This window comes from Bradyrhizobium yuanmingense, assembly GCF_025200905.1.
In the GTDB taxonomy this organism is placed as follows: domain Bacteria; phylum Pseudomonadota; class Alphaproteobacteria; order Rhizobiales; family Xanthobacteraceae; genus Bradyrhizobium; species Bradyrhizobium yuanmingense.
On the sequence record NZ_CP104173.1, the window covers coordinates 2,298,749 to 2,310,389 of the forward strand.

Below are 11,641 nucleotides of genomic sequence, written 5' to 3' on the forward strand. Positions count from 1 at the left end.
CATTTCCAACAGTTCGAGACCTTCCATGCCCATCGTGAACCGCGTCGCCGACCTTCAACCCGATATCCAGGCCTGGCGGCGGGACATCCATCAGCACCCCGAGCTGTTGTACGATGTCCACCGCACCGCAGCATTCGTTGCTGACCGGTTGCGGGAGTTCGGCTGCGACGAAGTCGTGACCGGTCTCGGCCAGACCGGCGTCGTCGGCGTAATCAAGGGCAACAAGCCAACCGGCGAGGGGCTCAAGGTGATCGGCATGCGTGCCGACATGGACGCGCTGCCGGTCGAGGAGCAGACCAATCTGCCTTACGCCTCCAAGATCCCCGGCAAGATGCACGCCTGCGGCCATGACGGCCACACCGCGATGCTGCTCGGCGCGGCCCGCTATCTCGCCGAGACGCGCAATTTCGCCGGCGATGCCGTGGTGATCTTCCAGCCCGCCGAGGAGGGTGGCGCCGGCGGCGCGGCCATGGTCAAGGACGGCCTGATGGAGCGGTTCGGCATCGAGCAGGTCTACGGCATGCACAACGGCCCGGGCATCCCGGTCGGCTCGTTCGCGATCAGGCCGGGCCCGATCATGGCGGCGACCGACGAAGTCGACATCATGATCGAGGGTGTCGGCGGCCACGCCGCGCGTCCGCACAAATGCGTCGATTCCGTGCTGGTCGGCGCGCAGGTGATCACGGCCCTGCAGTCGATCGTCTCGCGTAGCGTCGATCCCCTGGAATCGGCGGTCGTATCGATTTGCGAATTCCACGCCGGCAACGCCCGCAACGTCATTCCGCAGACTGCGACCCTGAGAGGCACCATCCGCACGCTGTCGCCGGAGGTGCGCAAGCTGGTCGAGAAGCGCGTGCATGAAGTCGTGGCGGGCATGGCGCAGATCACCGGCGCCAAGATCGACCTGCACTACAAGCGCAATTATCCGGTCGTGAACAATCATGCGGCGGAGACCGAAGTGGCACGGCGCATCGCCACGCAGGTCGCGGGCGAGGCCCATGTCCACGAGATGGCGCCGCTGATGGGCGGCGAGGATTTCGCCTACATGCTGGAAGCGCGGCCCGGCGCCTTCATCTTCTGCGGCAACGGCGACAGCGCCGGCCTGCATCATCCCGCCTACAATTTCAACGACGAGGCGATCGTCTACGGCACGTCCTATTGGGTGAAGCTGGTCGAGGAGCAGCTCGCGGCGTCGTAGGACCGGGTCCGAAGCACAGATGAAGGGCCCGTGCATTCCACGGGTCCTTGTCTATTTGAGAAATCGGATCGTCGACAACGGCGTGAAGCCATTTCCCACTGTATTCACGCAGCCCGTGCGGCCTTCTTCTGCAGGCCGGCGGCGATCTTCAGATCTTCGACGAAGCGCCGATATTCCAGAACCTTGGCTTCGGGATCAGGCAGTCGCAGCAAATAGGACGGGTGCACGGTCACCAGCGCCTTGCGGCCTTCGGGAAGCTCGATCAGCCGGCCGCGGTTCTTGCCGATGGGGGTGATCTTGCCGAACACGCTCTGCGCGGCAGTGGCGCCCATTGCCACGATGAGATCGGGCTGGATTGTCGAAACTTCCCGCTCATACCATTGCCGGCACGCCCGGATCTCAGGTGTGTTCGGCTTCTGGTGCAGGCGGATCTTTCCGCGCGGCACGAATTTGAAGTGCTTCACCGCGTTGGTGACATAGACCTTCTTGCGGTCGACGCCGGCCTCCTCCAGTGCGCGATCGAGCATTTGCCCGGCCGGGCCGACGAAGGGATGGCCGGCGAGGTCTTCCTTGTCGCCGGGCTGCTCGCCGACCAGCATGATGTTGGCATTCTTCGGCCCTTCGCCGAACACGGTCTGTGTCGCGTCCTTGTAGAGATGGCAGGCGCGGCAATGCGCGGCCTCCTCGCGGAGCGTTTCGAGATCGTCGGCAGCTGACTTGCGTTTCATCGGAGCCTCCGGCCGCTTCTGAGGCTTGTGCGGATCGGTTGCGGCATTGGCGATCATGGCGCCGGTCATGCGCTCGGCGTCCTCGATCAAGGGCTTAATGATCGAAGCCTCGGGCAGGTTCCTCCAATATTTCTTCGGCATCTCGGCCTGCATCGCCTTCACCTTGAGCCGGGCCGGATTGAAGATGCTGGCATAGTAGCGCCGCCAGGTTTCCTCCAGCCGGTCTTCGCCCGGCGCCTCGCTCTTGCTGACGCCCGGCGTGAACGAGAGCGCATGGCCGTCCCAATGCGCGCAGAGGTCCGGCGTCAGGATCGACCAGGGCATGTCGGCAAAGCGCTTGGCGAAGAACGGCGCGGCGAGCTCGACGACGTGATGCTCCGGCTCGAACCAGGCGACGTAGTGCGCCTGGCGTTCCCGGCCGATCTCGCGGAAGCGCACGAAGGCATGCATCTTGTGCTCGTCGCGATAGACCGCTTTCGCCATGGCCGTGACAAGCGCGACATCGGGGTCGGTCGCGACCTCAATGAGATCGTGATTGTCCTTCAGCCGGAACAGCAGGCGATATAGGATCGCAAAGCGCTCGCCGTCGCGATGCAGGATCGCCGCCTTGGCAAGCTCGACGAATTTTGCCGAGACGGTGAACGTGCCGTCGTTCACCTCGAGGATCGGAGACGGCGAGGACGGTGCGAACAGCTCGGCTTCGTGGCCCTGCACGGTCCAGGTGACCGCGCCGGGCGGCACGTGATGGAGCACGAGGCTGCGCGCGGCTTTGCGCCAGCCGTCGTAATCGGTTTCGGTGTCGAGCATGATGTACTGCATCAGAAGCCAAATCCCAGTTGCGTTGCTTTCGGCTTGAACCGTTCGATCAACCCGGCGGCATCGAGACGATGCGGTGAGGGGCGGTGATCGCTGAGGACGATGAACGGCAGCGCCTTGTTGCGGGGCACATGCAGCCGCGCGAGATCGGCGAGGCGGATCGTGGTGGTGCGCCGCGTCGCGATGATGCGTTCGACCGTCCTGGTGCCGAAGCCCGGAACGCGCAGCAGCTCCTCGCGGCTGGCGCGGTTGACGTCGAGCGGGAAGCGGTCGCGGTGGCGCAGCGCCCAGGCCAGCTTGGGATCGATGTCGAGCGGCAGCATCGCGCTGTCGTCGACGATTTCGCCAACGTCGAAGCCGTAGAACCGCATCAGCCAGTCGGCCTGGTAGAGCCGGTGCTCGCGCAGCAGCGGCGGCGCGCGCAGGGGCAGCGCGCGGCTGGCATCGGGGATCGGGCTGAAGGCGGAGTAATAGACGCGCCGCAGCCGGTAGGCGCCGTAGAGATTGGCGCTGGTGTGGAGAATGGTGTGATCGGAGGCGCTATCTGCGCCGACGATCATCTGCGTGCTTTGTCCGGCGGGCGCGAAGCGCTGCGGTTTGGCCTTCGTCTTGGCGCTGCGGCTCTCCTCGGCCTCGTCCAGCTTCAGCCGCAGCCGGCCCATGGTGCGGCGGATCGCGCGCACGTCCTTCTCCGGCGCGAATTGCTGCAGGCTCGTCTCCTCAGGCATCTCGATGTTGATCGAAAGGCGGTCGGCATATTTGCCGGCCTCGGCGATCAGCGCGTCGTCGGCCTCGGGAATGGTCTTCAGATGGATGTAGCCGCGGAAATGATGCTCCTCGCGCAGTTTTCGCGCGACGCTCACCACTTGCTCCATCGTGTAATCAGGGCTGCGGATGATGCCGGAGGAGAGAAACAGGCCCTCGATGTAATTGCGCCGGTAGAAGTCGAGCGTGAGCCTGACCAATTCGTCGATGGTGAAGCGGGCGCGTGGGACATTCGAGGAGGCGCGGTTGACGCAATAAAGGCAATCGTAATTGCAGGCGTTGGTCAGCAGCACCTTGAGCAGGGAGATGCAGCGTCCGTCCGGCGCGTAGGAATGGCAGATGCCCATGCCCGGCGCGGTCGAGCCCATGCCCTTGCCGTCGCTGGAATCCCGCTTCTCGGTACCGCTGGAGGCGCAGGATGCGTCGTATTTGGCGGCGTCCGCCAGAATCTCCAGCTTGCGTTGTACGTCCATGTTTGAATCTCTTTGATTCCGCTCATGAATCTTTGGATGCGCCAATTCGATTGACTCTGCCGGCGCCGTTAGCTTTATATTAGAACATATCATGAACAAATGAGCCAGCCGCTGGTTCTCTTTTTGAGAGCCATCGGCAATCACCTCTGAGGAGCGGCGAGCATGAGCGGCGCACGTATGAGCGCGCTTGCGACCTTGCGTAGCCAGATCGAGCGCATCGAGACGGCGGAGGTCGTGCATCCGCGCGATCGCATCGCGCTCGGCCATGGCGCGGCCGACGCCGCGCTGAAGGGCGGGCTCGCGCGCGCGGCGATCCACGAGGTGTTTTGTGAGGGGCGTCAGGGCGCGGCCGCGACGGGCTTTGTCATGGGCCTTGCGCGACGCGTGAGCGCGTGCCGGCCGCTATTGTGGGTGCGGCAGGATTTTTCGGAGTTCGAAACCGGTGCGTTGTCGATGAGTGGGCTTGCCGAGCTCGGCCTCGATCCGCGCCCTGTGGTGATGGTGCGCGCCGCCGATGTCGAGAGCGCGTTGCGCACCTCGGCCGATGCGCTCGCCTGCGATGCGCTCGGCGCCGTCGTGCTTGAGCTCTGGGGCGAGACCAGGCAGTTCGATCTGGTGGCGAGCCGCAAGCTGACGCTGGCCGCGCAAGGCTCCGGTGTCACCGGCCTCTTGCTGCGGATGGCCGCGCAGCCGCTGCCTTCGACCGCGGAGACACGATGGATGCTGCGTGCGGCGCATTCGCCGCCGGACTCGGTGTGGAGTGCCTGGGGCGCGCCGGTGTTCGATGCCGAGCTCTTGCGCAATCGTCATGGCCCCTGCGGCCGGTGGATCATGGAATGGAATTGTGATGAGTGCCAGTTCAGTGAACCGTCGACGTATCCTCAGCCTGTGGCTGCCGCGCCTGCCCATCGACAGGATCCAGCGGTTCCTTGGCAGCGCCGGGCTGGGTAAAACCAACCATGAGCCGAGCATTGTCGTCATCAAGGACAACAATGCGCTGGTGATCCATGCGCTGGACGAGGCCGCCGAGCGCCTCGGCCTGTATATCGGCCAACCGCTGGCCAATGCGCGGGCGATGTGCCCGGATTTGCGTGTGTTCGACGCCGATACCGTGGCCGATACGAAGACGCTCAGCGACATCGCCGATTGGTGCGACCGCTTCACGCCGCTGGTGGCGCTCGATCCACCGCACGGGCTGTTCCTGGACATCACCGGCTGTGCGCATTTGTTCGGCGGCGAGGCCGCGCTGTTGCGGACATTGGTCCGGGCGCTCGACCGGCAAGGCTTTGCCGTCAGCGCGGCGATCGCGGGCACCTCGGTCTGCGCCCGCACGCTGACGCGGCAGGTATCCGGCACCATCGTGGCCGATGGCGGCGAGGCGGAGGCGATCAGGTCGTTTCCAGTCTCCGCGCTCGGTGCGGGTGAAGCCATCACCACCGGCCTGCGCCGTGCCGGGCTGAAGACCATCGGCGACGTCGCCTCGCGCAGCGCCTCCGAGATCACGGCGCGGTTCGGCGCGCGCTTCTCCACGCTGCTCGCCCATGCGCTGGGGCAGGGTGATGCGCCGATCAGCCCGCGCAAACCGCTGCCCGATTACATCGTCGAGAAGCGCTTTGCCGAGCCGATCGCAACCGACACCATGATCGCGATGACGCTGTCGCGGCTCGCCGACACGTTGATCGCATCCATGGAGAAGCAGGGCAAAGGCGCGCGGCGGCTTGAAGCGGCGTTCTTCCGCACCGATGGTGTGGTGCGTACGATTACGGTCGAGACCGGGCGTCCGGTGACGCGAAGCGCCGTGGTCGACCGCTTGTTCCGCGAGCGGCTCGATGCCCTCGCCGATCCCCTCGATCCCGGTTTCGGCTTCGACATGGTGCGGTTGTCGGCGAGCCGCACCGAGATCGTGGTGCAGGAGCAGCGCGATCTCGATGCCCATGTCCACGACAATGACGAACTCGCGGCGCTGATCGACCGCATCGCCGCGCGGATCGGCGGCAGGCGTGTCGTCGTGCACCTGCCGCAGGATACCCACATCCCCGAAAGCGCGGTGCTGGCCGCATCGGCGCAGCATCATCTCGCTGCTGCCATGCAGGCCGAATGGCCGGCGCGCGTCGCGAGCGAGCCGCCGCTGCGTCCCTTGCGGCTGTTCGACAAGCCGGAGCCGATCAAGGTGCCGTTCGCGACCGTGCCAGACGGTCCGCCGCATCAATTCACCTGGCGGCGCGCGCTGCATGCGGTGGTGCGGGTAGAGGGGCCCGAGCGCATCGCGATGGAATGGTGGCGGCAGGACGGCAAGCAGCTGACGCGGGATTATTTCCGCATCGAGGATGCCGAAGGCCTGCGCTTCTGGATCTTTCGCGACGGTCTCTATGAAGGCGAGGTGTTCGACGGTGACTGCAAGCCTGCGTCTCCCGGCTGGTATGTGCACGGTCTCTTCGCATGAATACGCTTAGCTATGCCGAGATCGGCATCACCACCAATTTCTCCTTCCTGCGCGGCGGCTCGGATCCGCGCGCCTATGTGCATCAGGCGAGCAAGCTCGGGATTCCCGCGATCGGCATTGCCGACCACAACACGCTTGCCGGCGTGGTGCGCGCCTATCAGGAGCTCGACAATGACGAGGTGCTGCACAAGCCGAAACTGTTGATCGGCGCTCGCATCGTCTTCATCGACGGCACGCCCGACATCCTGGTCTATCCACGCGATCGCGCGGCCTATGGCCGGCTGTGCCAGCTCCTGACAAGGGGCAAGCGTGGCGATGACATCACGCGGATCGAAAAGGGCGAGTGTCATCTCAGGCTTGACGATCTCCTGGAATTCTCGGAAGGCCAGCTCCTGGTGTTGACGCTGCCGCATCGTTTCGAGCTGGCGCGGGCGCTGGATGTCCTCGCAAAGCTGAAGGCGAGCCGTGCCGAGGGCGTGTGGCTGGCGGCGAGCCTGCTCTATCGCGGCGACGACAAGCGTCGCCTCTTGCGGCTCGATGATCTCGCCGCAAAGGCAAAGGTGCCGCTGCTCGCAACCAATGAGGTGCTGTATCACGATCCCCGCCGCCGTCCGCTCCAGGACGTGCTGACCTGCATCCGGGAAAAGACCACGATCGAGGCGATTGGGCGGAAGTTAGAGGCCAATGCCGAGCGCTTCCTGAAGACGCCGCGTGAAATGGCGCGGCTGTTCCGCGATTTTCCCGAGGCGATTGCGCAGACCATGCGCTTTGCGGACGCAATCGAGTTCTCGCTCGATCAGCTGAAGTATCAATATCCCGACGAGCCGGTACCGCCGGGCAAGACCGCGCAGGGGCATCTGGAGGACCTGACCTGGGCGGGCGTCGACAAATATTTCGGCGGCAAGATCGACGACAAGCTGCGCGCGACCCTGAAGAAGGAGCTCGCGCTGATCGCCGAGCTGAAATACGCGCATTACTTTCTCACCGTGCACGATATCGTCCACTACGCGCGCAGCCAGAACATTTTGTGCCAGGGCCGCGGCTCGGCGGCGAACTCGGCCGTGTGCTACGTGCTCGGCATCACCTCGGTCGACCCGACCAAGGTGGACCTGTTGTTCGAGCGCTTCATCTCCAAGGAGCGGCTGGAGCCGCCCGACATCGACGTCGATTTCGAGCATTCGCGCCGCGAGGAGGTGATGCAATATGTCTATCGCCGCTACGGCCGCCACCGCGCCGCGATCATCGCCACCGTCATTCATTATCGCCCGCGCAGCGCCATCCGCGACGTCGGCAAGGCGCTCGGCCTGACCGAGGACGTCACCGCCGCGCTCGCCGACACCGTCTGGGGCAGCTGGGGCAAGGGCCTCAACGACATGCAGGTCCGGCAGGCCGGACTCGATCCCGGCAATCCCATGATCAACCTCGCGGTCGAGCTTGCGACCGAGCTGATCGAATTCCCGCGCCATCTCTCCCAGCATGTCGGCGGCTACGTGCTGACCCAGGACCGGCTCGACACCTATGTGCCGATCGGCAATGCCGCGATGGACGACCGCACCTTCATCGAATGGGACAAGGACGACGTCGATGCGCTTCATATGATGAAGGTCGACGTGCTGGCGCTCGGCATGCTGACCTGCATCCGCAAGTGCTTTGACTTGATCGACCAGCACAAGGGCGAGCGTCTTGTGCTGGCGAGCGTCCCGCAGGACGACCCTAGGGTCTACGACATGCTGTGCCGCGGGGAATCGCTCGGCGTGTTCCAGGTCGAGAGCCGCGCCCAGATGAACATGCTGCCGCGGCTGAAGCCGCGGACCTTCTACGATCTCGTCATCGAGGTCGCGATCGTGCGCCCCGGGCCGATCCAGGGCGACATGGTGCATCCTTACTTGCGGCGGCGGAACGGACTCGAGAAGGTGAGCTATCCCTCGCCGTCACCGGAGCATGGCGACAAGGACGAACTCTACAAGGTGCTGCACAAGACGCTCGGTGTCCCGCTGTTTCAGGAGCAGGCGATGCGTATTGCGATCGAGGCCGCGCATTTCACCTCCGAGGAAGCCAACGGCCTGCGCCGCTCGATGGCGACCTTCCGCAATGTCGGCACCATCGGCCAATATGAGGAGAAGCTGATCGGCAACATGGTGGCGCGCGGCTACGATCCCAACTTCGCCAAAAGCTGCTTTGACCAGATCAAGGGATTTGGCTCTTACGGCTTTCCGGAGAGCCATGCCGCGAGCTTTGCACAGCTGGTCTACATTTCGTCGTGGCTGAAACACTACCATCCCGACGCCTTCTGCTGCGGTCTGTTGAATTCGCAACCGATGGGCTTTTATGCGCCGGCGCAGATCGTCAGCGACGCCCGCAAGAACGGCGTCGAGGTGCGCGACATCGACGTGTCCTACAGCTTTGCGCAGAACACACTGGAGGAGGGAAGCGGCAAATTCTGCGCCGTGCGCCTCGGCTTTCGCCAGATCGATGGATTCCACTGGCTGGACGAGGATGAAGAGAGGCTGAAACGCTCTCAGCTGTCATTCCGGGGCGCGCGTAGCGCGAACCCGGAATCCATCGCGTCGCATACGCCTGGCGGAGGAATGGATTCCGGGCTCGACGCTGACGCGTCGCCCCGGAATGACGGTGTGGAGAGAGTACCCGATTGGGCCGACCGCATCGTCGCCGCGCGTAACCGTCGTCCCTTCACCTCGCTGGAGGATTTCGCCCGCGACACCGGTCTGCCCAAGCGCGCGCTGATCCTCTTGGCGGATGCCGATGCGTTCCGCTCGCTCGGGCTCGACCGCCGCGAAGCGCTGTGGCAGGTGCGGCGGCTGCCCGACGACGTGCCGCTACCGCTGTTCGAGGCGGCGACCGCGCGCGAGCAGCCGGACGAAGGCGCAAAACCGCTGCCGGCGATGCCGCGCGCCGAGCAGGTGGTCGCGGACTACCAGACCATCCGCCTGTCGCTGAAGGGCCATCCGATGGAATTCCTGCGCCAGATGTTTACGCGCGAGCGTATCGTCGCCTGCAAGGAGATCAGCCATGAGAATGAGCGGCGCCGCGTCCGCTGCGCCGGCGTAGTGCTGGTGCGGCAGCGGCCGGGCAGCGCCAGCGGCGTCGTGTTCATGACGCTGGAGGACGAAACCGGCATCGCCAATGTCGTGGTGTGGCCCAAGATCATGGAGCAGTACCGGAAAGAAGTGATGGGCGCGCGCCTCATCCTGGTCGAAGGCTACATCCAGAGCAGCCCGGAGAAGGTGACGCATCTCATCGCCCAGCGCATGATCGATCGCTCGCACGATCTGGTCGGATTGGCCAACGATGCGCTCGGCCGCAAGCATCCGCTGCCCGCAGGCGCCACCGTGGTCGAACCGCTGAACGAAGACCCTCGCGCGCTTACGGACATGCCCGCGCAAAAAATCCGTCACCCCCGCAACGTCCGTATCCTGCCGCCCTCGCGGGATTTTCATTGAGCGAGCGCGGGCTGCTGCCGACGTTTGTTGCGATGATTGCGCCTCATTCTCAGTCGTCATGCCCGGGCTTGACCCGGGCATCCACGTCTTTCGGAGTGCGCAGCAGTGCGTGGATGGCCGGTCAAGCCCGGCCATGACGGAGGAGAGAGAGCTCGGCAAGCTGCCCTCAAAAATTCACCCTGTTCGAAATCGCGCCGTCCACGACGAAATTCGAACCCGTCGTGAATCCCGACACCGGGCTGGCCAGAAACACCGCCGCGCTCGCGATGTCCTGCGGCGTTGCCATGCGGCCGGTCGGGTTGCGCTTCATCGCGTCCTGGTACCGCTCCGGCATGTTCTTCTCGATCATCTCCCAGACGCCGCCTTTGAAATAGACGGTGCCGGGCGACACGACATTCACTCGGATCTTCTTCTTCGCGTATTGCCGCGCCAGTCCCTTGGCCATGTGGATCAGCGCGGCCTTGATCGGGCCGTAGGAGCTGGCCGTGTCCGCCTGCGCCGCGGAGATCGACGAGATGATCACGAAGGCCGCATCGCCGCTGCCGGCGCCGCTTGTCTCGAGGAACGGTCGGGCGGCGTCGAAGGCATGCACGGCGCCGAGCAGGTCGAGGCGGAAATTCTGCTCCCAGGACGCCGGATCGTGCCCTTGCGCCATTGCGCCGGCATTGGAGAATAGCAGGTCGATGCCGCCGAGCTCTTTTGCTGCAGCCTCGATCCAGCTTTTGAGCGCCGCGCCGTCGGTGACGTCGACCGCGCCGCCGGTGGCGCGGATGCCGCCCGCCTTCAGCTCCGCGACGGTGGCCGCAACCTGATCGGCGTTTCGCGCGCACACCGCGACATTGGCGCCTTCGCCGGCCAGCGTCGCCGCAATCGCCCGCCCGATGCCACGCGTGCCGCCGAGCACGACGGCGTTCTTGCCTTTGAGACCGAGATCCATTGTTGGCTCCTTTTTGTTGGTGCTGCGAGTGTAGCTGTTTCGCGAGGCGCCCAGAAGCCTCCACGTCGTCATTGCGAGCCACCGGGTCCGCGCAAAGCGCGGCCCGATGACAGGCTCCGCGAAGCAATCCAGAAATGCATCCGCGGAAGGATCCTGGATTGCTTCGTCGCAAGGGCTCCTCGCAATGACGCAGAGAGACTTCACTCCGGCGCCGCTCCCACCGGCGGGCCGCCGGGCGGGCGGTGCAGGAAGGTCAACGAAGCATAGGCGCCGGCCCAGGAGCCGATTGCGGCAAAGGCAACGTAGAAGGCGTTCTCGGTGTAGCTGATCACGGCATAAGAGGAGAGCAGGTACCAGACCGCGCTCCAGTTCGCCGCAGGGATGCGCTTGCGCGCGATCACGGCCGAAGTGAACATGACATAGACGGCGTCGGTGGCCGCCGTCGCGATGAACACGGCACCTGCGATGAGGGGATCGATGGCGGCCATTGCAATCCTTTCTGCGATCATGACACGGTCGCGAAAAGTACAGCAAATGAGCGGGGAGAGAAGCAGCGATGCAGAGCCCCGCCGACATTCTGGCTGTGGAATCTCGGTCGGCTCGAGGGCGGATTGAATACCCCCGATGTCCCGGGACAGGCCGTACATGCTGCGTTCATAGAGCACATGCAATCTGGCTTCGGCACGTTGAAGGCGGTGCAGCATTCCGCTCGGCTGTCGAAGACGCCGGCGCATTGGAGCCGTCCGGCGATGCCGCTCGGCAGTCATTCGGCACAATGGCCGGGCCGAAGCTGACATGAAGCTGACAAGTCCCAGAATTT

General features: G+C 64.7%; 8 protein-coding genes and 1 pseudogene. 5 read left to right on the plus strand and 4 right to left on the minus strand.

Translation table 11 applies throughout. The features are described 5' to 3' along the window. Positions 1-25 precede the first annotated feature (25 nt). Positions 26-1,198 (plus strand): M20 aminoacylase family protein, encoded by a 1,173-nt coding sequence (locus N2605_RS10730; RefSeq protein ID WP_036023104.1) that lies wholly within the window; start codon positions 26-28, stop codon positions 1,196-1,198. A gap of 104 nt (positions 1,199-1,302) precedes the next feature. On the opposite strand, the gene N2605_RS10735 is transcribed toward N2605_RS10730, so the two are convergent. Both N2605_RS10735 and N2605_RS10740 read right to left on the minus strand, forming a co-directional pair. Further along, positions 1,303-2,745 carry a UdgX family uracil-DNA binding protein gene (locus N2605_RS10735; RefSeq protein WP_260346535.1) on the minus strand — a complete coding sequence of 481 codons (1,443 nt, stop codon included), beginning with the start codon at positions 2,743-2,745 and terminating at the stop codon, positions 1,303-1,305. Beyond that, positions 2,745-3,980, minus strand: coding sequence for a putative DNA modification/repair radical SAM protein (locus tag N2605_RS10740; protein ID WP_036006068.1), 1,236 nt, complete (start codon positions 3,978-3,980; stop codon positions 2,745-2,747). The genes N2605_RS10735 and N2605_RS10740 overlap by 1 nt, the downstream gene beginning before the upstream one ends. A gap of 162 nt (positions 3,981-4,142) precedes the next feature. On the opposite strand from N2605_RS10740, the gene N2605_RS10745 reads away from it, so the two are divergent. From N2605_RS10745 to N2605_RS10755, 3 genes are read left to right on the plus strand one after another with little or no spacing between them, the layout of a single operon-like run. Continuing rightward, the gene (locus N2605_RS10745; protein WP_225127263.1) at positions 4,143-4,931 is read left to right on the plus strand and encodes an ImuA family protein; all 789 of its coding nucleotides are present in this window, start codon (positions 4,143-4,145) and stop codon (positions 4,929-4,931) included. Continuing rightward, on the plus strand, positions 4,828-6,423 hold the full coding sequence (locus N2605_RS10750) for a Y-family DNA polymerase (RefSeq protein WP_260346536.1): 1,596 nt from the start codon (positions 4,828-4,830) through the stop codon (positions 6,421-6,423). Before N2605_RS10745 ends, N2605_RS10750 begins: the two co-directional genes overlap by 104 nt. Then, positions 6,420-9,884 carry an error-prone DNA polymerase gene (locus tag N2605_RS10755; protein ID WP_260346537.1) on the plus strand — a complete coding sequence of 1,155 codons (3,465 nt, stop codon included), beginning with the start codon at positions 6,420-6,422 and terminating at the stop codon, positions 9,882-9,884. The genes N2605_RS10750 and N2605_RS10755 overlap by 4 nt, the downstream gene beginning before the upstream one ends. 166 nt (positions 9,885-10,050) lie before the next feature. Here N2605_RS10755 and N2605_RS10760 read toward each other — a convergent pair whose 3' ends face one another. Both N2605_RS10760 and N2605_RS10765 read right to left on the minus strand, forming a co-directional pair. Continuing rightward, on the minus strand, positions 10,051-10,821 hold the full coding sequence (locus N2605_RS10760; RefSeq protein WP_260346538.1) for an SDR family NAD(P)-dependent oxidoreductase: 771 nt from the start codon (positions 10,819-10,821) through the stop codon (positions 10,051-10,053). A 200-nt stretch (positions 10,822-11,021) separates the two neighbouring features. Continuing rightward, complete coding sequence (locus N2605_RS10765) at positions 11,022-11,309, minus strand: hypothetical protein (protein ID WP_057027154.1); 288 nt, start codon at positions 11,307-11,309, stop codon at positions 11,022-11,024. A gap of 90 nt (positions 11,310-11,399) precedes the next feature. Between N2605_RS10765 and N2605_RS10770 the strand changes: the two are divergent. Then, positions 11,400-11,615, plus strand: a pseudogene (locus N2605_RS10770) (CoA transferase); the annotation flags it as partial. Positions 11,616-11,641 lie beyond the last annotated feature (26 nt).